At 64.6% G+C, this 22,911-nt stretch carries 24 protein-coding genes; 7 read left to right on the plus strand and 17 right to left on the minus strand.

Translation table 11 applies throughout. From position 1 onward, the window contains the following. Window positions 1-204: 204 nt before the first annotated feature. Window positions 205-1,413: an acetyl-CoA C-acetyltransferase gene (locus tag AC1DXS_RS20385; RefSeq protein WP_477739280.1), complete on the minus strand. Its 1,209-nt coding sequence runs from the start codon at window positions 1,411-1,413 to the stop codon at window positions 205-207. 122 nt (window positions 1,414-1,535) lie between these two features. On the opposite strand from AC1DXS_RS20385, the gene AC1DXS_RS20390 reads away from it, so the two are divergent. Beyond that, the gene (locus AC1DXS_RS20390; protein WP_477739281.1) at window positions 1,536-2,699 is read left to right on the plus strand and encodes an acyl-CoA dehydrogenase family protein; all 1,164 of its coding nucleotides are present in this window, start codon (window positions 1,536-1,538) and stop codon (window positions 2,697-2,699) included. A gap of 104 nt (window positions 2,700-2,803) precedes the next feature. Here AC1DXS_RS20390 and AC1DXS_RS20395 read toward each other — a convergent pair whose 3' ends face one another. After that, window positions 2,804-3,844 carry an OmpA family protein gene (locus AC1DXS_RS20395; RefSeq protein ID WP_477739282.1) on the minus strand — a complete coding sequence of 347 codons (1,041 nt, stop codon included), beginning with the start codon at window positions 3,842-3,844 and terminating at the stop codon, window positions 2,804-2,806. Between the two features lie 203 nt (window positions 3,845-4,047). Next, a complete protein-coding gene (locus AC1DXS_RS20400; protein WP_477739283.1) occupies window positions 4,048-4,452 on the minus strand; it encodes a GFA family protein in 405 nt (134 codons plus the stop codon). A gap of 57 nt (window positions 4,453-4,509) precedes the next feature. Between AC1DXS_RS20400 and AC1DXS_RS20405 the strand changes: the two genes are divergently transcribed. Further along, on the plus strand, window positions 4,510-5,025 hold the full coding sequence (locus AC1DXS_RS20405; RefSeq protein ID WP_477739284.1) for a MarR family winged helix-turn-helix transcriptional regulator: 516 nt from the start codon (window positions 4,510-4,512) through the stop codon (window positions 5,023-5,025). A 56-nt stretch (window positions 5,026-5,081) separates the two neighbouring features. Here the strand turns inward: AC1DXS_RS20405 and AC1DXS_RS20410 are convergent, their stop codons facing one another. The 7 genes from AC1DXS_RS20410 to AC1DXS_RS20440 form a co-directional block, all read right to left on the minus strand. Next, window positions 5,082-5,252, minus strand: a complete 171-nt coding sequence (locus AC1DXS_RS20410) for a hypothetical protein (RefSeq protein ID WP_477739285.1) — start codon at window positions 5,250-5,252, stop codon at window positions 5,082-5,084. 115 nt (window positions 5,253-5,367) lie between these two features. Continuing rightward, complete coding sequence (locus AC1DXS_RS20415; protein WP_477739286.1) at window positions 5,368-6,540, minus strand: ROK family protein; 1,173 nt, start codon at window positions 6,538-6,540, stop codon at window positions 5,368-5,370. 20 nt (window positions 6,541-6,560) lie between these two features. After that, a complete protein-coding gene (locus AC1DXS_RS20420) occupies window positions 6,561-7,376 on the minus strand; it encodes an ATP-binding cassette domain-containing protein (protein ID WP_477739287.1) in 816 nt (271 codons plus the stop codon). A 1-nt stretch (window position 7,377) separates the two neighbouring features. Further along, window positions 7,378-8,508, minus strand: coding sequence for a sugar ABC transporter permease (locus AC1DXS_RS20425; protein WP_477739331.1), 1,131 nt, complete (start codon window positions 8,506-8,508; stop codon window positions 7,378-7,380). 157 nt (window positions 8,509-8,665) lie between these two features. Next, window positions 8,666-9,682 (minus strand): D-xylose ABC transporter substrate-binding protein, encoded by a 1,017-nt coding sequence (xylF, locus tag AC1DXS_RS20430; protein ID WP_477739288.1) that lies wholly within the window; start codon window positions 9,680-9,682, stop codon window positions 8,666-8,668. A 308-nt stretch (window positions 9,683-9,990) separates the two neighbouring features. Next, complete coding sequence (locus AC1DXS_RS20435) at window positions 9,991-11,040, minus strand: Ldh family oxidoreductase (RefSeq protein ID WP_477739289.1); 1,050 nt, start codon at window positions 11,038-11,040, stop codon at window positions 9,991-9,993. A 249-nt stretch (window positions 11,041-11,289) separates the two neighbouring features. Continuing rightward, the gene (locus AC1DXS_RS20440; protein ID WP_477739290.1) at window positions 11,290-13,248 is read right to left on the minus strand and encodes a PhoX family protein; all 1,959 of its coding nucleotides are present in this window, start codon (window positions 13,246-13,248) and stop codon (window positions 11,290-11,292) included. 279 nt (window positions 13,249-13,527) lie between these two features. On the opposite strand from AC1DXS_RS20440, the gene AC1DXS_RS20445 reads away from it, so the two are divergent. Beyond that, window positions 13,528-14,196 (plus strand): DsbA family oxidoreductase, encoded by a 669-nt coding sequence (locus AC1DXS_RS20445; protein WP_477739291.1) that lies wholly within the window; start codon window positions 13,528-13,530, stop codon window positions 14,194-14,196. Here the strand turns inward: AC1DXS_RS20445 and AC1DXS_RS20450 are convergent. Beyond that, window positions 14,193-14,540, minus strand: a complete 348-nt coding sequence (locus tag AC1DXS_RS20450; protein ID WP_477739292.1) for a MoaF N-terminal domain-containing protein — start codon at window positions 14,538-14,540, stop codon at window positions 14,193-14,195. The genes AC1DXS_RS20445 and AC1DXS_RS20450 overlap by 4 nt on opposite strands. A 206-nt stretch (window positions 14,541-14,746) precedes the next feature. Between AC1DXS_RS20450 and AC1DXS_RS20455 the strand changes: the two genes are divergently transcribed. Together AC1DXS_RS20455 and AC1DXS_RS20460 are read left to right on the plus strand one after the other, a co-directional pair. After that, window positions 14,747-15,475, plus strand: a complete 729-nt coding sequence (locus AC1DXS_RS20455) for a glutathione S-transferase (protein ID WP_477739293.1) — start codon at window positions 14,747-14,749, stop codon at window positions 15,473-15,475. Window positions 15,476-15,649: 174 nt separating this feature from the next. After that, window positions 15,650-16,612: a ferritin-like domain-containing protein gene (locus AC1DXS_RS20460; RefSeq protein ID WP_477739294.1), complete on the plus strand. Its 963-nt coding sequence runs from the start codon at window positions 15,650-15,652 to the stop codon at window positions 16,610-16,612. Between the two features lie 152 nt (window positions 16,613-16,764). Here the strand turns inward: AC1DXS_RS20460 and AC1DXS_RS20465 are convergent, their stop codons facing one another. The 6 genes from AC1DXS_RS20465 to ku all read right to left on the minus strand — a co-directional run bounded on the left by AC1DXS_RS20465 (window position 16,765) and on the right by ku (window position 21,689). Next, a complete protein-coding gene (locus AC1DXS_RS20465; RefSeq protein WP_477739295.1) occupies window positions 16,765-17,097 on the minus strand; it encodes a hypothetical protein in 333 nt (110 codons plus the stop codon). Further along, entirely contained in the window at window positions 17,094-17,255 is a 162-nt protein-coding gene (locus AC1DXS_RS20470) for a hypothetical protein (protein ID WP_477739296.1), read from the minus strand. The genes AC1DXS_RS20465 and AC1DXS_RS20470 overlap by 4 nt, the downstream gene beginning before the upstream one ends. A 92-nt stretch (window positions 17,256-17,347) precedes the next feature. Then, complete coding sequence (locus AC1DXS_RS20475) at window positions 17,348-17,572, minus strand: hypothetical protein (RefSeq protein ID WP_477739297.1); 225 nt, start codon at window positions 17,570-17,572, stop codon at window positions 17,348-17,350. A 98-nt stretch (window positions 17,573-17,670) separates the two neighbouring features. Beyond that, on the minus strand, window positions 17,671-17,949 hold the full coding sequence (locus AC1DXS_RS20480) for a hypothetical protein (protein WP_477739298.1): 279 nt from the start codon (window positions 17,947-17,949) through the stop codon (window positions 17,671-17,673). 170 nt (window positions 17,950-18,119) lie between these two features. Beyond that, a complete protein-coding gene (gene ligD / locus AC1DXS_RS20485; RefSeq protein ID WP_477739299.1) occupies window positions 18,120-20,777 on the minus strand; it encodes a DNA ligase D in 2,658 nt (885 codons plus the stop codon). 24 nt (window positions 20,778-20,801) lie between these two features. Beyond that, entirely contained in the window at window positions 20,802-21,689 is an 888-nt protein-coding gene (gene ku, locus AC1DXS_RS20490) for a non-homologous end joining protein Ku (protein WP_477739300.1), read from the minus strand. 185 nt (window positions 21,690-21,874) lie between these two features. On the opposite strand from ku, the gene AC1DXS_RS20495 reads away from it, so the two are divergent. Then, window positions 21,875-22,336, plus strand: coding sequence for a CHRD domain-containing protein (locus tag AC1DXS_RS20495; protein ID WP_477739301.1), 462 nt, complete (start codon window positions 21,875-21,877; stop codon window positions 22,334-22,336). Between the two features lie 113 nt (window positions 22,337-22,449). Further along, the gene (locus AC1DXS_RS20500) at window positions 22,450-22,911 is read left to right on the plus strand and encodes a MarR family winged helix-turn-helix transcriptional regulator (RefSeq protein ID WP_477739302.1); all 462 of its coding nucleotides are present in this window, start codon (window positions 22,450-22,452) and stop codon (window positions 22,909-22,911) included.

The following is a 22,911-nucleotide window of genomic DNA, read 5'->3' on the forward strand; positions in this document are numbered from 1 at the left end:
TTCACCACCTGGGCGGTGACTTCGCTGAGGTCCTCCTGCCACTGCAGGCACATGGTGTTGACGGGAGAGTCGGGCTCGTCGAAGGTGATGGTGGCAATGCCGTCGTCGATTTGGTACTGGATGGTTTTCATGTTCTCTCCGTTCGCCCTGAGCTTGTCGAAGGGCTCGAGATGACTGTGGGAAGGCGACCGAACGGCAAGGAGGCTAGACGCGCTCCACAATGGTCGCGATGCCCATGCCGCCGCCCACGCACAGCGTGGCCAGGCCGTAGCGCAGCTTGCGCCTGTGCAGCTCGTCGACCAGCGTGCCCAGGATCATCGCGCCGGTGGCGCCCAGCGGATGACCCATGGCGATCGCGCCGCCGTTCACGTTGACTTTCTCATGCGGCACCTTCATCTCTTTCATGAAGCGCATCACCACGGCGGCAAAGGCCTCGTTGACTTCGAACAGGTCGATCTGGTCCACTGTGAGGCCGGCCTTGGCCAGTGCCTTGCGGGTGGCGGGCATGGGGCCGGTGAGCATGATGGTGGGGTCCGCGCCGCTGAGCGCGGCGGCGACGATGCGGGCGCGCGGCTTGAGGCCGTGGGTTTTTCCGGCGGCTTCCGAGCCGACGAGCACGGCGGTCGCGCCGTCGACGATGCCCGACGAGTTGCCGGCGTGGTGCATATGCTGGATGCGCTCGACCTGCGGGTAGCGCTGCAGCGCCACGGCGTCAAAGCCCATGGCGCCCAGCTGGTCGAAGGCGGGCTTGAGCGAAGCCAGGCCTTCCAGCGTGGTCTGCGGTTTGATGAATTCGTCCTCGCCCAGGATGGTCTGGCCCAGGGCGTCTTTCACCGGCACGATGGCGTTGGTGAAGTAGCCGGCCGCGCGGGCTTTGGCGGCGCGTTGCTGGCTTTCAAGCGCGAAGGCGTCCACGTCGGCGCGGCTGAAACCTTCCAGTGTGGCGATCAGGTCGGCACCTATGCCCTGGGGCACAAACAGGGTCGCGCTGTTGGTTTCGGGGTCTTGCGCCCAGGCGCCGCCGTCGGCGCCAATCGGCACGCGGCTCATGCTTTCGACACCGCCGGCCACCACCAGATCTTCCCAGCCGGAGCGCACTTTCTGCGCGGCCAGGTTGACGGCTTCCAGACCAGAGGCGCAAAAGCGGTTGACCTGCACGCCCGAGGCACGGAAGTCCCAGCCGGCCTTGAGCGCGGCCACCTTGGCGATGACGGCACCCTGGTCACCGACCGGCGAGACCACGCCCATGACCACGTCGTCGACGGCGGCGGTGTCAAAGCCGTTGCGCTGCTGCAGCTCGGTCAGCACACCCGCCAGCAGGTTGACGGGCTTGACCTCATGCAGGCTGCCGTCTTTTTTGCCTTTGCCGCGCGGCGTGCGGATGGCATCGTAGATAAAGGCTTCGGTGCTCATGGGTGTTTCCTCGGGGAGGGCAGGGATGATTCGGAGGCGGGCGGGGAGGCTCATGAAGTATATTCATTTCACAAAGCAGACGCTTTGTATAAATACTCCAGGTTTTCCCCACAGGTGACACCATGATCGAACGCAGCCTCTTTAGCTCCGACCACGAAGCCTTTCGCGACGCCTTCCGCCGCTTCATGGACAAGGAAATCGCGCCCTTCCACGAGCAGTGGGAAGAGCAGGGCTATGTGGACCGCAAGGTCTGGAACAAGGCCGGCGAGAACGGTTTTTTGTGCATGACCATGCCCGAGGAATACGGCGGCGCGGGCGCCGACAAGCTGTATTCGGTGGTCCAGATGGAGGAACTGGGCCGCGGCGGCTTTACAGGCATCGGCTACAGCCTGCACAGCGAAATCGTCGCGCCTTACATCCTTCACTACGGCACGGAAGCCCAGAAAAAGAAATACCTGCCCAAACTGGCCAGCGGCGAGATGGTGGGCGCCATCGCCATGAGCGAGCCGGCGGCCGGCTCGGACCTGCAGGGCGTGAAAACCACGGCGCTCAAGCAGCCCGACGGCAGCTATCTGCTCAACGGCAGCAAGACCTTTATCACCAACGGCTGGCATGCCGACCTGGTGATTGTGGTGGCCAAGACCGATCCGGCCGCCGGCGCCAGGGGCACCAGCCTGATGTTGGTGGAGCGCGGCATGCCGGGCTTTGAAACCGGCAAGCGCCTCAAGAAGCTGGGCATGAAGGCGCAGGACACCTCGGAGCTGTTCTTTACCGACGTGAAAGTGCCGGCGGAAAACCTGCTGGGCGGCCAGGCGCATGAGAACCGCGGCTTTATCTGCCTGATGGAGCAACTGCCTTGGGAGCGTATGCAAATCGCCATCACGGCCGTGGCTTCCGCGCAGGCGGCAATCGACTGGACGCTGGCCTATGTGAAGGAACGCAAGGTCTTCGGCCAGCCGGTGGCCAGCTACCAGAACACGCGCTACACCCTGGCTGAGCTGCAGACCGAGGTGCAGGTGGCGCGCGTGTTTGTCGACAAATGCGCGGAGCTGGTGGCGCAGGACAAGCTGGACACCGCGACCGCCAGCATGGCCAAGTACTGGTGCACCGATTTGCAATGCAAGGTGATGGACGAATGTGTGCAGCTCTTCGGCGGCTACGGCTATATGTGGGAATACCCGATCACGCGCGCCTATGCCGACGCGCGGGTGCAGCGCATATACGGCGGTACCAATGAAATCATGAAGGAAGTGATCTCACGCGCCATGGGCCTGGGCGCGAAATAGGCGTTCGCGCACAAGCCCCGCTTCACGAAACACCTTGCCGTGCAGCCCCAGGAAAAGCAAAAGCCGGCAGGTGCCGGCTTTCGCCAAGGATACGGCTCGACCTTTTAGTTGACGCGGCGCTCGATGACGATTTCCTCGACTTCTACGCGGCGGTTGGGCGCCAGGCAGGCGATCAGGTCCTTGAGCTTGCGGTCATTGCAGGTCACGACCGGGTTGCTTTCGCCCTTGCCGATGGCGGTCAGCCGGCCGGTGTTGACCCCTTTGCTGCCCAGGTAGCTCTTCACTGCGTCCGCGCGGCGTTGCGACAGTTTCTGGTTGTAGGCATCCGAGCCGATGCGGTCGGTATAGCCGGTCACCGTGATGTTGCCGTTGAAATTTCCGCCCGTCAGGGTTTGCGCGATCTGGTCAAGCTTGGGTTGCGGGCTCGCCAGTTCGGCGCTGTCAAAGGCGAACAGTTCGGTGGCCGACAGCGTCACCTTTTCGAAGCGTGCAGGCGGCGGGGGAGGAGGTGGCGGTGCGGTGACCATTGGCTCGGGTGCTGGCGGCGGGGTGTACTGCGCGACCACCGGGCGCGCCGGCTTGTCGAAGTAATAACTCAGGCCGACGTTCACGGTGTTGGTGTTGGCGTGGTCAAAGCCGAAGGTGTTGCCGCGAAGATAGGTACGGGTCCGCCTCAGGTCTGCCTGCATGAACCACTGGTCGGACAGCCCCAGCTGGAAGCCCAGGCCGAGGTTGAGGTAGGGCGATGTCTTGCTGGCATTGGGCAGCTTGTCCCGTTCGGCGCCTATACCGGCCAGCAGGAAGGGCCTGAAATTGCTGCTGCGGTTGAACATGTACAGCCCGTCGACGCCCAGCGTGTCCTGCTCAAAGCGCCGGCCGTTGTTGTTGGCGCGGGCTATGCTGCCGCCTATCTGCATGTCCCAGGAGGGAGACACCGCCTTGCCGAAACGCAGGCCGAGGCCGCTGAGGTTCTTGTTGCCGTTGAACCGGGAGTCCGGGTCTACCACGGTGACCTGCGGCATGATGTACCAGGATGGGTTGGGTATGTCGTACATCGAGGTCGTGGTTTGCGCCATCAGGGCGCCGGGACTGAGGCAGGCCAGCAGGGTCGCTGCGGCAAGGGGCGCGAGATGGTTGAGCTTCATGGTTTCTCCGGAAAAGGGCGGTTTAGGTGTTGGTTTTTACGCCCGGCGTTTGTTTGTCCGGGCGTGCTGCAACACTACGCTTGGGAATTTCCGCGCATGTGAGACATGGCCACTACATGGCATGCGAACGCGCCTACGTCGTATGGCGCATGAAGCTGTCCCAATTCCATGAGTCTGCGCGGGCAAGCGCCCGCGCCTGAGCCCTACAGATGCCGTGTTTCGGCGGGCTTGTTCCACCAGGCGTTGTTGCGCCCGTCCGAGTAGTTGACCGGCGCGGCGATGAGTTCGGCCGGCTCGGCGTTGTCCAGCGCGGCCACGTTGATGGACACATAGTCGCCGCCTATCTGCTCGACATAGCCCCGGCCGAAAGGCCGTACGCCGCAATGCTTGCAAAACAGGTGATGGCCGCTTTTGGTGGCGAACTGGTAGTCGCTCAGTTCACCCTCRCCGGCGAGCAGCCGGAAGGCGTCGGGTTTGATGATGGCGCCCCAGTTGCGGGTTTTGGTGCAGATGGAGCAATTGCAACGGCCGGTGCCCTTGCTGAGGTCGATGTCGGCTTCAAAACGGACGGCGCCGCAGTGGCAGCTTCCGGTATAGGTTTTCAGCATGGGGCATTCCTTTCAGGTGGGTGGATGTTGACAAGGGAGATATGACAGAATGTTGTCATGTCTGGAATTATAGATAAACGACAGCATGCTGTCAAATTGGTGGCCGCCACCCGGGAAGTTGAGCGCACGCCGGCGGCCAACACCCTGAGCTGGCTGGTGGTGCAGGTGATGCAGCTCAATGGTTTGCTGACGGCGGCGGGTGATGCGCTGGCGGCGCCGGCGGGACAAACCTCGGCGCGCTGGCAGGTGCTGGCTGCGGTGGAGGATGCGCCCTTGTCCGTGGCGCAAATCGCCAGGGCCATGAACCTGACCCGGCAAAGCGTGCAGCGCGTGGCGGATTTGCTGGAAGCGGACGGGCTGACCGCCTATGAAGACAACCCGGCGCATGCGCGAGCCAAGCTGCTGCGGCTCACGCCCAAAGGGCGCAAGGCGCTGCGCACCATACAGGAAGGTCAGAAGGTGTGGGCCAATGCGCTGGCGGCCTCGATGGACGAGGGCCAACTACGCGCCGCGAGCGCCGTACTGGCGCAGCTCCGGCAAGCCTTGCTGGCGCAGGAGCCGTCGGCGGACTAGCCGGAGACCGGCGAGGCGATAGCGGAAAACTGGCCGGAAATGCCGGCGTGCCGCATTTAGGACGGGTCTTTGCTGCGCGTGCGGCTGACGGCGCTGAAGATGCCTATGCCCAGGAAGATCAGCGCGCCGATGCCGATGTAGAGATGCGGCACACCGGCGACCACGGCACCCCAGATAATGCCCGCCAGGAAGATGACAAAACCGACCATGTACAAAGCAAAAGACATTTTTTCTTCTCCAAAAATGTTGTGGCCCCACTGTGCATGCCGGGCCGGCCGCGGCTTATCGGGAAGAGGCGCTGATACGTGTCAGCGCAGGCCTACTGCTGGCAAGCCGGCTCGTTCAGGCGTGCTGCGCCTGGAGCGGCGACGGGTCCCGCGCAGGAAGGCCCTGGCCCACGAGGCGGCCGCGCGGGTGCATGGGGCGCAGGTACTGGTGCAGCACCAGCGCGGCGGCGCCCACGGCCGCGGCCAGCAGGCCGTAGCGAGCGACGCGCACCATGGGCGCGGCGACGCCGGCGTCGGTGGCATAGCTTTGCAGCGTTTCCTGGGCAACCCGCACCATGTCGGGAAAACGCTGGCATGAGGAGCCGCCCACCACCAGCACGCTGGGGTCAAAGGTGGTCCAGAGGTTTTGCAGCAATACGCCCAGGTAGTGCCCCGAGCGCTTGGCATCCGCCAGCTTGCCCAGCGCGCGTGAGCCGATGAAGGCCTCGGCGCAGCCGCGCCGCCCGCACGAGCAGGCGGGGCCGTCGAGCTCCAGCACGCTGTGGCCGATTTCGCCGGCCATGCCCCGCATGCCGGTGAACAGCCGGTCGTTGAGCACAATGCCCGCGCCCACGCCCACATCGCAGCTTACAAAGATCAGCGAGTCCTTGCCGTCGTTTTCTGAAAATTCGTATTCGCTCAGCGCGGCGGCGTCGGCTTCGTTTTGCACGTGCACCGGCACCGGAGGCAGGCCCGCATGGGCCAGCGCCTTGGTGATCATCGGCAGAAAATCCACGTTGCGCCAGCCGAGGTTGGGGGCGAAGCGCAGCACGCCTGTGGTTTCGTCAAACGCCCCGGGCAGGCCTATGCCCACGCCGGAGAGCTGCGTGCCGCGCGACACCAGCTCGGCCTGGGCCGTCACCGTGAGTTCGGCGATCTGGCCGCAGACGTCTTGCGGCTTGGTGGTGCGCAAGGCTTGCTCCGTTGACCACAGCACCTTTCCCAACAGCGACACGCTCACCACGCGCAGGGTGTCGACGGCCACTTCCACGCCGATCAGGCCCCGGGAGCGGCAGTCGATCTGCAGGGGCGTGGAGGGCCGCCCCACGCCGCTTGCGGCGGCCATGCTGATTTCGCTGAGCCAGCCTTCATCAATGAGCTCGCGCACCAGCAGGCTGACCGTCGACTTGGTCAACCCGCTGTAATTGGCCAGCTGCGCACGCGAGCGCCCGGGCTGGTTGCGCAGCAGGCGCATCAGTATGCTGCGGTTGATGCGCTTGACGAGTTGCTGGTCGCCTGTGGGTTTCATGGGCTGGGGTTGGGTCTGGTTCAGGCGATACGGTGCGGAGCCTGCGCGCGGCCTTCAGGCTGCTTGCCGGCGATGATCATGCCGAGGATCTGGTCTTCGTTGAGGTCGGCCGTGCGGTAGGTGCCGATCAGGCGGCCGGTTTTCATCACCGCGAGGCGGTCGCTGAGCGCGAACACATCCTGCATGTCGTGCGTGATCAGGAAAATGCCCACGCCTTCGGCCTTGAGCTGGAGCACCAGGTTGGCCACCATGGCGGACTCCTCCGGGCCCAGGGCGGCGCAGGGTTCGTCCATGATCAGAATGCGGGCGTTGAAATAGATGGCGCGCGAGATGGCCACCACCTGGCGCTGCCCGCCGGACAGGCGCCGCACGGGGGTGTGGATGTTGGTGAAGTTTTTATTCAGGCGGCCGAACACCTTGCGTGCCTGCGCCTCCATGAAGTAGTCGTCCAGGGTGTTCCACGCCGTCATTTTTTCGCGGCCCAGAAAGAGATTGGCCACGGCGTCGAGATTGTCGGCCAGCGCCAGCGTCTGGTAGATGGTCTCTATGCCTTGCTGCTGTGCATCGGCCGGGGTCCGGAGATTCACTTTCTGCCCCATCACCTGGATCTCGCCTGAATCGATGGGGAAGGCGCCCGCCAGCATTTTCATCAGCGTTGATTTGCCCGCGCCGTTATGGCCCAGCACGGCGACCACCTCGCCGGGGTAAAGGTTCAGGTTCACGCCGTCCACGGCATGAACGCCGCCAAAGGCCTTGCGGATGTCCTTGAACTGGACCAGCGGTTCGTTGCCGGTTTGCAGGGCTGGCGTGGCTTGCATGGTTGGTATGGCTTGCATCTCAGCTTTCCTGCGCCCACTTGCGATAGAGCACGTCAAACACCACCGCGACAATCAGCACCTGCCCGATGATGACCATGCGTTTTCCGATGGAGACATCCAGCAGCAGCATGCCGCTGTCCAGCGACTGCATGATGAGCGCGCCCAGCACCGAGCCGATGATGGTGCCGCTGCCGCCGGCGAGCGCCGTGCCGCCGATGACGGCGGCGGCGATCACGAACAGCTCCATGCCGGTGCCCAGCGAGTTGGTGCCGGCGTTCAGGCGAGCCACCGACACGATGGCCGCGATGGTGATCAGCACGGCAAGCAGGGCAAACAGCATGAGCGTGACGCGCTTGACCGGTATGCCGACCAGCACCGCGGCATCGGGGTTGCCGCCCATGGCGTAGACATAGCGGCCGAAACGGGTGCGCTGGGAGATGAAAGACATCACCACCGCCACGGCGGCCCAGATCAGCACCGGTATCGGGATGCCCTGGGGGGCTTCCTTGTTGGTGACCGTGTAGCTGTTCATGGCCGCGGCAAATGCGGCCAGCAGGATCACGGGTGCGGCCACCAGCAATACGTCCACCCATACAGGCTGGTTGGGCATCTCGTGGCGCGCCGAGGCGCGGCGGCGCAACAGCACGCGCAGCACCAGCACCAGGCTGACCAGGGCGGTCAGCACCCAGGTGGCGGTCACTCCGATGCCGCCGTCATAGCCGCCACCGAGCTGCAGGAAAGTCTCGTCGCTGACGGGCTGGGTCTTGCCGTCGGCCACCAGGAAGGCCGCGCCGCGCAAGGACATCAAGCCGCCCAGCGTGACCACGAAAGACGGCACACCGAGCATGGCGGTCAGCCATCCCTGGTACACCGACACCACGAGCGCGGCGGCCAGCCCTGCGAGCGAGGCCACGGGCCAGGACCATCCCAGGGTGTATTGCAGGTAGGCGATGAGCACGCCGACAAAACCGATCACCGAGCCGACCGACAAGTCGATATGCCGCGACACGATGATCAGCACCATGACGGTGGACACGATGCCCACCACGGCGGTTTGCTGGGCGATGTTGTAGAGGTTTTCGGGCGACAGGAAAACGCCGCCCGAGAGGACCTGGAAGACGCCCGCCATGACGGCAAGCACGCCGCCCATGAAGACCAGCCGCCAGTCGACAGCGGCGTTGCGCGGGAATCGAACGGGAAATTGCATGGCTTTGAGGATGCAGCGCTCCCGGGCGGCCCACAGGCCGGCCGCCTTGCCTGCTTGCGCAGAACGGGGAGCGGGGGGTTGAAAGCCTGTATTGCCGGTCTTACTTGCAGGCGGCGACGTTGCCGGTGACGCCCTTGCAGAGCTCGTCTTTCTTGATCCAGCCGGCTTTGACCACCACGTCGAGGTTGTCGCGGGTGATGGGCACCGGTTTCAGGAACTGGGCTTGCAGGGCGACCTTTTTCTCGCCGCCGTTCCAGGAGGTCGCGCCCTCGACCTTTTTGCCGGCGCCGAGATTGACCGCCGCGGTGGCGGCCTGTTTGCCGAGGTCGCGCGCATCTTTCCACACCGAGACGGTCTGGGTGCCCATGGCCACGCGGTTCAGGGCGGCAAAGTCGCCGTCCTGGCCCGACACCGGCACACCCTTGAGTCCCTTGGAGCTCAGCGCCGCCACGACACCGCCGGCGGTGCCGTCATTGGAGGCGACCACGGCGTCGACCTTGCCGCCGTTTTTGGTCAGGATCTGCTCCATGTTTTTCTGCGCGACTTCGGGCTTCCAGCCCTCGGTGTATTCCTCGCCCACGATCTTGATGTCGCCTTTCTTGACGGCCGCGTCAATGATTTCCTGCTGGCCTTCGCGCAGGAAATTGGCATTCGGGTCGGTAGGGGAGCCCTTGATCATCACGTAGTTGCCCTTGGGCTTGGCCTGGTACACGGCGCGTGCCTGCATGCGGCCCACTTCCTTGTTGTCGAAGGTGATGTAGAACACGCCGGGCGCCTCGATCAGGCGGTCGTAGGCGACGACCGGCACTTTCTGTTTGGTCGCCTTGTTCACGGCGGGCAGGATGGCGTCCTTGTCCATGGCCAGCACGATCAACACCTTGGCGCCCTTGGCCATCAGCCCGTCAATGTCGGCCAGCTGTTTTTCGGGAGAGCCCGCGGCATCGGCGCTGATGTACTTGGCGCCCAGTTTTTCAAGCTGGGTCTTGATGGCGGCTTCGTCGGTTTTCCAGCGTTCCTCCTGGAAGTTGGACCAACTGACGCCTACCGTCACCTGCGCAAATGCGCCGGCGGCGGCCAGGCTGAGTGCCATTGCGGTAAGGGAAGCTTTCAATTTCATGGAATGTCTCCGATGTTTTCTGCCCGGTCGGGCATGTGGTTTTGAAGTCAGCTAAATCCCGTGATCGTTCCGCTGCAAACGCAGCACCTTTGAATTAGTTTGAACGACGCACTAATTATGTGAAAGCCGAAAAATCCCCGTCTAGGGACAAACCCCCGGCTTGCGGGGGGTGCGCCGGGCTTTTGGAGAGCTTGTGTAACGCGAAGGATTTACCGGCGGGGCGCCGGTGGGCGTTTATAGCTACTGCGGGCAGAAAAGTGCGGTGCCGGCCGGCTGGTGCGGTTTCTTCCCGAATGCGGGACCAGTCGTCAGTGGGCGGCGACCGGCTCCGCCACCCCGAGCTTGATGGCCCAGCTGGAAAGCGCCGGCAGTATGGACGGGTAGAGCGCCACGCCGGCCTGCTTTTGCTTTGCCGCCAGCGCGATGCCTTTTTCGCCGGGTGTACGCACGGCCGTGCCTGCATGCGCGGGGCGCGAGGCGCGGCAGGCATCGGCGACGTGGCCGGTCTGCCGCTCGAAGGCCTGCAGGCCGGCGAAGGCGCGCGGGTCCAGGATCTGCAGGAACACCGTGGCACCCCAGCCTTCCTTGGCGTCGGCGCGGCCGTGGCCGGCCAGGCCGCCGGTCAGGGCTTCGACCAGCAGCGTGAGGCCGTAGCCCTTGTGGCCGGAGTCCATGCCACCCAGCGGCAGTATGGTGCCCTTGGGTTCTTCAAACAGCACCGAGGGGTTGTCGTTGGCCGCGCCGTGGCCGTCCATGACCCACGCGGCGGGCAGGCGCTTGCCTTCCTTGTGCAGGCGGTTGGTCATGCCGTTGGTGGTGGCCGAGGTCGAGACATCCATCAGCACCGGCACGCCTCCGGTGGGAATGCCGGCCGAGATCGGGTTGGGCGTGAACACGGCGTCCAGCCCGCCGAAGGGCGCGACGCTGGCGGTGTTCGGATCCGAGCAGGTCAGCAGCATCAGCAGGCCTTTGTCGGTGGCGCGTTTGAGGTAAGCGGCCAGGCAGGCGATGTGGTGGCTGCGGCGTATCACCACGGTGCAACTGCCCTGGGTGGCGGCGCGTTCGGCGGCCAGCGCCATGGCTTGCAGCACCAGCCAGGGGCCGGGCAGGCGGCGGCCGTCCCAGGTGAGGGCGGCGGGGTGGTCGGCCAGCACGGTGGGCGCGCCCAGTTTTTCCATGGAACCCGACTCGAGCTCGCCGAGATAACCCGGCAGCAGCGCCAGGCCGTGGGTGTTGTGGCCCATGAGGTCGCCCTCGACGAGGATTTCAGCCACCGCGCTCGCCTTGGCCGGCTCAAGCCCGGCAGCGGTGAGCAGGGATTGCGCGTAGTCAATCAGGTCTTCGTGGCGGTAGTGCATGGTGTTCCCGGTGGGCTGTGGATGTGCCCGGGCAACGACGCCGCGGGCTTCACGGCATTCTAGGGAAGAAGGGTGTAACGATGCACAGCAGCAGGCGGCCGACCGCCGCCCCGTTTGTCGTACTTGTCACCGAACACCGTTCGGGCTGAGCTTGTCGAAGCCCTTCGACAAGCTCAGGATGGGCCCTTCGACAGGCTCAGGACGAACGGTGGTGAGGTTGGCCGCGGCTCTTGAGAGAGCGGCCCGCACTTAACCCAACTTGATGCTGCTCGGGTCGGCGGTCAGATAGCCCACGGCCGCGCCAAAGCGGTCCTTGTAGTTCGCGCGCACCAGCGGGTCCAGCGTGGCCTGCACTTTGCCGTGCAGAGCGGGAATCCAGTCGCCGGCGTGCTGGAAGTTGCTCATGATGTAGGTCCAGCCGTTGAGGTCGTCCACCACATGCAGGCCTGTGGCTTCGGCCCCCGAGGGCATGGACATCAGGCGCGACAGCTGTTTGGTGTCGACGTTGTAGGCCCAGATGAAGTTGTTGACGTGGGTGCTGCTGTCTTCACCGATGAAGAGGGTGCGCATTTTTTCCGAGAACTTCAGGTTGTCGGGGTTGGACACCATGTTGGGGTTGGCTTTGTTGCCCAGCGCATCGCCGGCGATGTCTTCACCGACCAGCAGGGCCTTGGTGTGCACCGGCATCCATTCGCTGTTGATGGCGTTGCCGGCCGAGTCCTTCTGGCCGCCGTCCAGCTTGTGCATCATCACGCCGCCGGCGATCAGCGCCTTGTCGAGCGCGATGCCGCTGGTCGCATTCCAGCCCTTGCCGGTCTTGACCATGGAGTCCTGCATGTTCTGCAGCGCCGAGTAGGCGATCTTGTCCTTGATGTTGACGGTGGTGCCTTCCATCTTGGAAAAGCCCATGCTGCCGCCCATGAGGTAGGCATAGCGGTGGGTTTCCAGGAAGGCGGCGGCTTTTTCCATGCCGGGCTTGATCTTGATCCAGTTGGCGTTGCCGCCGTAAAACACCTTGGTGAAGCTGGCGTCCGATGGGTCGGTTTTGTGCACCGTCATGATGTCGGACGGCTTGAGCGTGTCGGCCATTTTTTCGATTTCGGCGCTCGTGGCGTGGCCCAGCTTGATCCAGGAAATTTTTGCACCTTCAGCCGCCGGGTCGACCGAGAAACCGCTGCCCAGCTTGCCGACGTAGAGCGTGCCTGACGACAGGTCTTTTTCGCGGTCGGCCACAAAGACGAAGAGGCCGCTGTTGGTGGCGTCGTCGCCCATCAGCACGGTGCGGTTGTCGGGCATGACCTGAACCAGCTCGTGCGAGATGCGGCCCAGGTTGTAGTGCTTCTTCACCGTGCCGGTGCCGTCGGGGTGCACGGTGACTTCGGGCAGGTGGCCGTAGTGGTAGGGGTTGGCCTTGGTTTCGTCGCCGTAGACGTTCTTGCTGAATTTCTTGAATTGCGCGCTTTCGGCGGCGAAAGGCGCGTCGGGTTCGTACTCTTCGCTGGACAAGTGGGTGTTCCAGGGCGAGAGGCTGGCGCCGCAGGTGATCCACAGGCCRTGCGCYTTGGACATGTCSACGTTGTGGTATTTCACGAGGCTGAGCTTGCCGGTGGCTTGGTCCTGGTCCAGCGTGAGCACGGCGATGGGCGAGGGCAGGTTGCCGTAGGCGTCGGCACCGGCCTGGTCGCGCGTGGTGTATTCAAACTGCACCACGGCAAACACCGCCTTGCCTTTGACGCCGGGCACATTGGCGTCGGGCAGGCCCAGCAGCGAGGTGCCGTCGGGCGAGTCGGAGAACATCTGGCGCTCTTTGCCCGGGACCGAGCGGTCGATGATCGGCTTGTTGTTGATGTCCACATAGCCGCCGCTCAGGATGGTGCCGCCCTTGCCGTCCGGCACCATGTCGCCGGTCACGAAGAAGGGCTGGTAGGCCAGGCGGTAGCTTTGCGTGCTGTTGTCCTTGAGCCGGACCTGCAGGCTGGAGCCCACGGTGGTGGTGGCCATGGCGGCCGTGTCGGCCAGCGAGGGCGCGGCCATGGAGGTGAAGCTGGACGACAGGTAATTGCCCGCGGCGGCAGGTCCGCTGCCGGTGGCGCAGCCTGACAACAGGGTGCTGGAGGCCAGTGCCCCCAGCGGCAGCATGGGCGCGGTCGCCAGGAACTTCAGGGCGGTGCGGCGTGAGGGAAGGGAAGGGGTGGCCAGGTCGGACATTGTTGTGTGTTCCAGTTTCAGGTGGGGAATGATGCGAAGCGGCGGTGTGCCCGCGCCGAAGCGCAGGGCAGGGCAGGGCCGCTACGCTGCCGGAATCTTAGGAAGCTTGTGTGACAGTTTCTTGAAACGGGCTGCCACAGAAGATGGCGAGCAGCGGGGACGGCCGGGGATTAACCACGCACCGGGTACTTGAATATCCCGGGGCGAACCGCAAGCTGCCCTGCTGCGGGCCAAAATCAGGCCGGTGGAACACCTGCAACAACTTCTCAAGACCTTCCCATGACCACCCAACTCAAGATCGATTTTGTGTCCGACGTTTCCTGCCCCTGGTGCGTCATCGGCCTGAAGTCGCTGGACCAGGCGCTGGAGCGCGTGCGCGGCGATATCCAGGCCGAGCTGCATTTCCAGCCCTTTGAGCTCAATCCCAAAATGGCGCCTGAGGGCCAGGAGATCACCGAGCACATCACCGAGAAATACGGCATCACGCCGGCCCAGGCCCAGGCCAACCGCGAGAACATCCGCGCCCGTGGCGCCCAGGTCGGCTTCAAGTTCAGCATGGCCGACGAGCCCGGCGGCGGGCGCAGCCGCATCTACAACACCTTTGACGCGCACCGCCTGCTGCACTGGGCCGAGCTGGAAGGCGCGGACAAGCAGAAGGCGCTCAAAGAGCTGTTGTTCCAACGCTATTTCACCGACGGCCAGAGCCCCGCATCGCACGAAGTGCTGGCCAAGGCCGCGGCCGAAGCCGGGCTGGACGAAGCTCGCGCGCGGGAAGTGCTGGCTTCAGGCGAGTACGCGCGCGAGGTGCGCGAGCGCGAACAGTTCTACCTGACGCAGGGCATCCATTCGGTGCCGGCCGTCATCATCAACGACCGCCACCTGATTTCGGGCGGCCAGCCCGTGGAAGTGTTTGAGCAGGCGTTGCGGCAGATCGCCGCGGCCGGCTAGGCGCGGTTTTCGCCCAGCACCTCGAAGCTGCCCGACTGCTGGACCCAGTCCTTGCCGTTGGAGGCAAAACCTGTGGCCGTGCCGGTCTTGCGGTTGAGCACCGCCGTGATGGTGTAGCCGCTTTCCGCCGAGAGGTAGGACACCACATGCACGTCGTCCGAGACTTTCACGGCGGCGCTGGCGTTTTCGTGGTGGTCCTTGGCGCCCGGGCCGGTGCTGCGCCAGGTGACGCCACCGTCGCCCGAAAAAATATGCTCAAAGGTCAGGCCCTTGGTTGGGCCGTCCCTGAAGCTCCAGCGCAGGGTTTTGCCGTGCAGGGATTCGGCGGAGGCGAAGGCGGTCATGTGGAACTCCAAAAGTAAAAGTCCGCCAGGCGCGACCCGGGACAGGGCGCGCTTGCGGGCCATTTCAAGGTAGGCCCCGCGCGGACGGCAACTTGTGGGGAGGTGGGCAACCTGCCTGTAGGACAAGGGGACGCATCGGCGTTTTCCGCGGATTCAAGCCCGCGCTTCACGCAGAATGAATGAGACCCTCACAGGAGTTTTCATCCATGCCTTACGAACTTCATTACTGGCCTACGATCCAGGGCCGCGGCGAATTTGTCCGGCTCGCGCTGGAGGCTGCCGGCGCCGACTATGTGGATGTGGCGCGCGGCTGCGAAGGTGATGGCCAGGGCATTCCCGCGATGATGCATTTCATCGAGAGCGCCGGTGTGCGGCAGCCGCCCTTCGCGCCGCCTTTCCTGGTGGACGGCAAGACCATCGTCGGCCAGTCGTCGGCCATCCTGCTCTACCTGGGCCCGCGCCTGGGCCTGGTTGGGAAAAGCGAAACGGCACGTGTGTGGACACACCAGATCCAGCTCACGATTGCCGACGTCGTGGCCGAAGCGCACGACACCCACCACCCGGTGGGCACAGGCCTCTATTACGAAGACCAGAAGAAGGAAGCGCTCAGGCGCGCCAAGGAATTCAGGACCGCGCGCATCCGCAAATTCCTGGCCTGGTTTGAAGCCGTGCTGGCGCGCAACCCGCGCGGTAGTGCGCACTTGGTGGGCGGGCGCCTCAGTTACGCCGACCTCTCGCTGTTCCAGCTGGTGGAGGGATTGCGCTATGCCTTTCCCAAGGCGGCCCGCCGTGCCCTGAAAAAAGCGCCACACGTGATGGACCTGCACGACCGCGTCGCGCGGCACCGGCGCGTGGCCGCCTACCTGGCGAGCGAGCGGCGCATTCCCTTCAACGAGGACGGCATCTTCCGCCGCTACCCGGAGCTCGATGCATAAATTACCGGCGTTGGGTGCGCGGCGCTCTCCTACATACCTGTTTGTGCTTGCCTGACCGCGGGGCCCCGCGGAGCGGGTGACCATGGTCTCCAGTGTCCAGGCCACGCATGCAGTGAGTGGTCCGGATGTCTTTCAAACCTGTACACGACGTACTCGACACAAAGGAGATACACCATGGCCAAAGAGCATGACGCCAACCTTGATCCCATCAGCAAAGAACCCGGGGCACATCCCGTCGGCACCGGTGTAGGCGCCGCCATGGGCGGTGTTGCCGCGGGTGCGGCTGCCGGCGCTGTGGCCGGCCCCGCCGGCGCCATTGTCGGCGGCATTGTGGGCGCGGTTGCCGGTGGCCTGGGCGGCAAGGAAGCCGCCGAGGCACTTGACCCGACAGCTGAGGAAGCTTACTGGCGCGACAACCACACCCGCGAGCCCTATTACGAAAGCGGCAGGCCCTTTGACGACTATGCGCCGGCCTACCGGCTGGGGGTGCAGGGCCGGCGCGAATACACCGGCTCCTTCGAAGAGGCCGAGACCGGTCTTGCCACGCGCTGGGAAACCCACAGGGAGCGTTCCACCTTGAGCTGGCCGCAAGCCCGGACGGCCAGCCGCGCCGCATGGAGCCGCGCCGACGAACGGATCGGCACCTTCAGCAACACCGGCAACGCGGGCGCCACGACAGGCGTGGCGGACGACGAGGAGATCATCGACACGCTCAACGACCTGCTCGAATCCTGCCGCGATGGTGAATACGGTTTCCGAGAATGCGCCGAGCACTCGCGCTCCGAAGACATCAAGGTCTTGCTGCACCGCCATTCAGGTGAATGCCGCGCCGCTGGCCTGGAGCTGCAGACCCTGATACGCCAGCTGGACGGCAAGCCAGACGAGGGCGGTTCCGTCAGCGGCGCGCTGCACCGCGGCTGGGTTTCGGTGCGCGCCACGCTGAGCGCCTACAGCGACCAGGCCATGCTCAATGAATGCGAGCGCGGCGAAGATGCCGCCTTGGCGCGTTACCGCAAGGCCTTGAAGCAAAACCTGCCGCAGGCCATCCGGACTGTGGTGGAGCGCCAGGCTCAGGGCGCGCAGCGCAACCATGACCAGATCAAGGCCTTGCGCGATGCGCTGAAGGCCTCGAAATAAGGCGCTGTCAAAAAACGATTCTTGAATGATTTCTTGCCGACACTCGAGGTTCGGCAAACCGGGGGCGGCGCAGGCTGCCCCTTTTTTTACCTGTCCAGGGTCTGTTGACGCTGTGCTTGCATTCGCATTTGCAAGCACAGTGCCAACAGGCCCTAGTTTTTCAGCCGGCTCGCGCAGTCAACCTGCGCATCCAGCTGCATGCCGCCGCGCGAGTAGTCGACGTCAGTGACCTTGCAGCCCGAGTGCTGCTCAATCGCCTGCAGCAAGGCGGCACGCCCCGAGGAGCTGGTAGCGATGGGACTGGCGGTGGGTGAGGTGGCTGTCCAGGTGCCGGCGGTCAGCGCGCTGATCAGGTAAGCCCGTCCTTCGACGGTGACACGCTGTGCGGCCGGGTCCGTGCCTCTGAGGCTGGCACAGCCGGCCAGCATTGCACAGCCCAACAGGGCCCACCCCGCGATGGACGAGGCCGAGCGGAAAGCCTTCATGCGCGCGAGGTCGCTGTTGGCTGCGTGAAGAGGGCTTGCGGCGAGGCGCTCGCGGCTTTCGGTTCGGGCACTTTGGGAGGAGCTTTGGGCGACTTGGTGTCGGGGCATGCCGACAAAAGCAGCAAACCGGCCAGTGTGAAGGGTAAGAGGGGCTTCATGGTGTCTCCTGGCGCATGCTGTTGCGCTGCCTGAAATGATAGGACGCGCATGGGCGCAAGGCCAGCGCCCAAGGTCAAGTCGCGGCGGCCACCTACAGGCGGCGGCGGGGATGCGCGCCCGCCACGCCCATGCGTTGCAGCGCTTCGCTGAGGCTGCGCGCCGGGCGCTGGATGCCGGGCTGCGTCGCGGCGCATTGTTGCTGGGTCGAGGAGGGCGACTCGAATGGGGCCGGCTGCCGCTTCGCAAGTTCGGCCGCCAGGCGCCGGCCTTCAGTCTGCAGGTAAAGCGTCAAATCCATTTCGTCCGGCTGGTTCATGGGATGCCTCGCAAGGGCCCGCTGGGGGCGCAAAAAAGTGGAGGCACATGGCCTCCACTTGTCTTTATCTCATGGCTGGTCCGTGATGCGGTCGCTGATCAGTTGTTGCTGCGTCCCGACTGCCCGCTGCCGCTGTCATCGGGCTGCATGTTTTCATCACGCTCTGTTTTGTTGCCGGACTGCTTTTGCCGGGAGGACTGCTGGTCCTGCTGCGCGCTGGCACGCTGGCCTTGGCCCTGGTTCAGCTGCGCATCGCCGGCCTGGTTGGCGTTCTGCCGGTCCTGCTGGCCGGGCTGGTTGCGCTGGCCGCTTTGCTGCTGCTGTTTGTCCTGGGCTTGGGGGTTGTTGCTTTTGGATTTGTCCTGATGGGAAGGCATACCGGTTCTCCTTGAAGTGTGGATAAGGGTGAATGCAAAGTGGGCGGCCTGTGAAAGAGGTGCAACGACGAAGGACGGCTCGCCACACATGCATTTGAGGGCAGGCTCCGGGTCGGCGATGTCGGGCCGCTGGCCATGGCGCTGTAGGAGGCGGACGACACCTCGTTAATTCAGGTTGACCGAGTCGGCTTGAACCCGACCTGCTTCATGGCGGCGGTCAGGCTGTTGCGCGAGGCCTCGTACGTGTCCCAAGGTGTGTTGCCCACAGCCAGCCGGCCGCCCAGGGTTTGCGCCGTCCAGTGCGCGCCGCCGGTCAGCGATTCGAGTTCGTCCCAGGCCACCGGCACCGACACGCCCAGGCCGGGGCGCGCGCGCAGCGACCACGCGCACACCGTGGTCGCGCCGAAGCCGTTGCGCAGGTAGTCCGGGAAAATCTTGCCGACCCGGTTCTTGGGGCCGCTCTTGGCGACAAAGCGCTGGGGAATCACGGCGGCCAGATGCTTTACCAGCGCCAGCGAAAAATCCTTCACAGTGTCGAAGTCGTATTGCCGCTTGAGCGGCACCACCACGTGCAGGCCCTTGCCGCCGCTGGTCTTGAGGAAGCTGGACAGCTTCAGTTCATCGAGAAAGGCATGCACCAATTGCGCCGCCTCCTGCATCTGGGGCCAGGCCACGCCTTCGCCCGGGTCCAGGTCCAGGGTCATGCGGTCGGGCTTGTGAATGGCGCGCGCCGTGGCGTTCCAGGTGTGGAACTCGATCACGTTGAGCTGCGTGGCGGACAGCAGCGCGGCAGCGTTGGGCACTTCCAGCAGCGGGTCGTGGTCGGGGTCGAGCGCAGGGTCCAGCAGCTTGATACCGGGAATCGAAGCGGCCTCCGCATGCTTCTGGAAAAACAGCTCGCCGCCTATGCCCGAGGGCGCGCGCACCAGGGAGGTCGGGCGCGCCTTGAGGTGGGGGAGCATCAGTGTCGCGACCTGCGCGTAATGCTCGAGCACGTTTTGTTTGGTGAAGCCGGTGCTGCGGTCTATCACCCTGTCAGCATGGGTGATGCGCAGGGACTTGAGCGCGGCCGGGGTGCGTTTGGCCGGTGTCTTCGCCGGGGCTTTCGGGCTGCCTTGCTCGTTGCTTTTCGCACTGGGTTTTTCTGCGGCGGATTTTTTGGCGGGATTCACGGCGGCGCCTTTCTTGCCGCGTTGCAAGGCGGCGGGTTTTTCACGGACGATATGGCTGGCGGGCTTGTCGCTGCGCAGGCCCTGGAACACGGAGTGGCGGATGTGGCCGCCGTGCGTCCACTCGCCAAAAGCGATTTCGGCCAGCAACTGGGGCTTGACGAATTGGCCCTTGACTCCGGCAGGCAGTTTTGCCGCGAAAGGGCTGCGGTCGGTATGGATTTTTTGCAGCCGTGCCTTGAGGTCCTTGAGCACCTTCTCGTTGAAACCAGTGCCGACATTGCCTGCGTACTTCAGCACGCCGCTCTCGTCATGCACGCCCAGCATGAGCGCGCCCAGGCCGGTGCGCGAGCCCTTGGGTGCCGTGTAGCCGGCGATCACAAACTCCTGGCGCAGCTGGGTCTTGAGCTTGATCCAGTCCGGCGAGCGGCGCGAGACGTAGGCGGAGTCCATGCGTTTGCCGATCACCCCTTCGAGCCCGGCTTGCCGCGCCGATTCCAGCAGCGCTTGCGGCGTCTCTTCAAAAGTCTCGCTAAAGCGGATGCTCTCCTGCGGATGGCGGGTGACCAGCGCGCACAGCAGTTCGCGGCGCTGGGAAAGCGGCAGCTGGCGCAGGTCCAGCCCGTCGAAGTAGGGCAGGTCGAACACGTAGTAGACGATGCGGGCCGTGCTCGCGTGGTCAAACGCGTTTTGCAGCGCACCGAAATCCGGTACGCCATGCTCGTTCATCACCACGATTTCGCCGTCGACCCAGCCCGAGGGAATCTCCAACGCGGCCACCGCTTCGGCCAGCCTGGACAGCTTGCTAGTCCAGTCGTTGCCGTTGCGCGTCATGAGGCGGACCGAGTCCCCCTCGATGCGGGCCAGCAGGCGGTAGCCGTCGTACTTGATTTCATAGGCCCAGCCTTGCGGGTCGGCCGGCGGGGCCGCCACCAGCGTGGCCAGTTGCGGGGCCAGTATCTCGGGCAATTTCGCCTCGACCACGCCTTCGGGGAGGCCGGTCGTGGCCTTGTTGAGGGTGGTTTTCTTTTTTGCGGTGGCAACTGGCTTTGTTGCTTTCGTTGAGACCTTGCCGGATTTTTCGGTGGCATCGCGAGGCAGAGGCCGGCCCGAGAGCACGCTGTTGGGCAGCGCCTGCGCCACGTCGTACTCTTTTTCCGTGCGGGCGTACTCGTCGCGCTCCTTGATCAGCAGCCAGGGCTCGTGGCTTTCGTCGCCGCGGCCGTGCATGCGCACCAGCGTCCAGCCGCCCTTGAGCTTTTCACCGTGCAGTTCGAACTTGAGTTTGCCGGCCTTGAGGCTTTTTGCGGGGTCGCCATGCGGCGTCCAGAGGCCGCGGTCCCAGACGATCAYGTCGCCCGCGCCGTATTGTCTGGCCGGAATGCTGCCCTCAAATCCCGCGTAGGAAATCGGGTGGTCCTCGACACGCACACCCATGCGCTTGACGGCCGGATCCAGGCTGGGGCCCTTGGGCACGGCCCAGCTTTTGAGCGCGCCTTGCAGCTCCAGGCGAAAGTCGTAGTGCAGCGCGCGCGCGTCGTGTTTCTGGATCACAAAGCGCAGAGACTTGTCCGAGCGCGTGCCGCCCTCGGCGGGCTCGGGCGTGCGTGAAAAGTCGCGCTTGGCGCGGTAGCTTTTGAGGGAGTCGCGGTCGTCCATGGCCAGGGTTGCGCGTGGGGCCGCCTAGGCGGCGCGCGCCTTGGTTTTGGCCGCGGGTTTTTTGCGTGCGGGCGCCTTGGCGGCGGCCTTGGCTTTGGGCGCATCGCCGCCCCCTTTGCGCAGGCTGCGCTGCAGCAGCTCAGTCAGGTCAATGATCTTGGCGCCGGAACGGGCTTCGGGCTCCCCGGATTCTTCCGGCTGCACCACGCTCTCCAGCTTGCCTTCCTTGGCCTTGCGCTTGACCAGCGTCATGATGTCGTCCTTGAAGGAGTCGGTGAACTGCTTCGGGTCCCATTTGCCGGTCATGTCGTCCACCAGCTGTTTGGCCATGGACAGCTCCTTGGCGGAAAGGCCCGCCTTGGCGCCAACGGGCGGCAGGTCGAGTTCTTCGAGTGAACGGATGTCGGCGCCCCAGCGCAGCAGGTTCAGCACCAGCGCCGGGCCGGAAGGCACCAGAACGGCCAGGTGTTGTTTGGTCTGGATGATGACGCGGGCGATGCCCACGCGCTGGGTCTTGAGCAGCGTGTCGCGCAGCAGCGCGTAGACCTTCTGGCCCTTGTTGATGGGCGAGATGTAGTAGGGCCGCTCCAGGTACACGAACGGGATGTCGGTGTTGGGGACAAAGCTTTCGATCTCTATGGTCTGGGTGGTTTTGGGGTAGGCCGACTTGATCTCTTCCTCGGACAGCACCACGTACTGGCCGTCCTCGTACTCGACGCCCTTGACGATGTTTTCCCGGGTGATCTCTTTGCCGGTGCGCTTGTTGATGCGCTTGTAGCCTACCGGGTCCATGCTGCGCTTGTCCAGCCAATCGAAGTCCACACCGCTTTCCGACGTGGCCGAATGCAGCGCAACGGGGATGTGGACCAGGCCGAAGGTGATGGCGCCTTTCCAGAGAATGCGAGATGCCATGGTGTGTTTGTCTTTCTTGCGAGTGCGCTATCACGGCAGTTTCTGGTTCACACGCAGGCAGGCGTGTCGGCGTGCGCTGGGTGGTGGGCGTCGTCCGGAACCGACTGTTTGCATGGGGTTTGTCCTACGGGTGCGGGCGGGGTGAGACACGCACAATCGGCTGCAACTTTTCAAGGAGCCGACCCATGCTTTCACGCCGTACCGCCACCCGACTGTCCCTGGCCGCCCTGGCGGTGGTCGCTGCCGCTATCACCGGCTGCGGTGTGATGAACAAGCAATCCAGCCTGGTCGCTTTCACCACGCAGCTTCGCGGCGCCAATGAAGTGCCCGCCAATGCCAGCTCCGGCAGCGGCTCGGTCGATGCGGTGTTCGACCCCAGCACCAATCTGCTTCGCTGGAAGGTCAACTACACCCGTCTCACCGGGCCCGCAACGGCCGGGCACTTTCACGGCCCCGCCGCCATTGGCGCCAACGCCGGCGTGGCCTTGGGATGGGCCAGCCCCCTGAAGAGTCCCATGGATGGCAGCGCAACGCTGACAGCCGCCCAGGCGGCCGACCTGATGGCAGGCCGGTGGTATGCCAATATCCATACGGCGGCCTATCCCGCTGGCGAAGTGCGCGGCCAGATGACCGTGGTGCGGAACTAGTCACAGAGGAGGCCGCCTCCGGGCCTTCCGGAGGTCGTCGAATAAATGGTTGCGGGCGCAACCGGATCGGTTTATAGTTGCGAGCGCAACCATTAATTGAGGCCGGTGCCCGCATGATCAAGCTCGACAGAACCCTGACCTACCGCCTGCATCTGCTGCACAAGCTGACCGACCTGGAAAGCCAGCGTGCCTATGTGGCCGGGGCCGGGCTGTCGATGAGCGACGGGCGCTGCCTCACGGCGGTCGGCACCTTCGCGCCGCTGTCGGTCAACGACCTCGCACAAAAGGCCAACCTCAACAAAGGCCAGGCCAGCCGGGCCGCGCAGTCGCTGGTGGAGCAGGGCCTGGTCGTCAAGACCGCCAGCCCGACCGACGGCCGCGGTGTGGTGCTGACCATGACACCCAAAGGCAAGGCCGCCTGGCAGCGCGCCATGCAGGTGGTGGGCCGGCGCAACCAGGATATTTTTGGCGTGCTGAGCGCGGCTGAGCGCGAGCAGCTCAGCGATTTTTTCGACCGGCTGATCGCCAAGGCCAGGGCCGACGGCGGCGCAGTTGAAGACACCGGCGAAGAATGA

This window comes from Polaromonas sp. P3_B1, assembly GCF_056402935.1.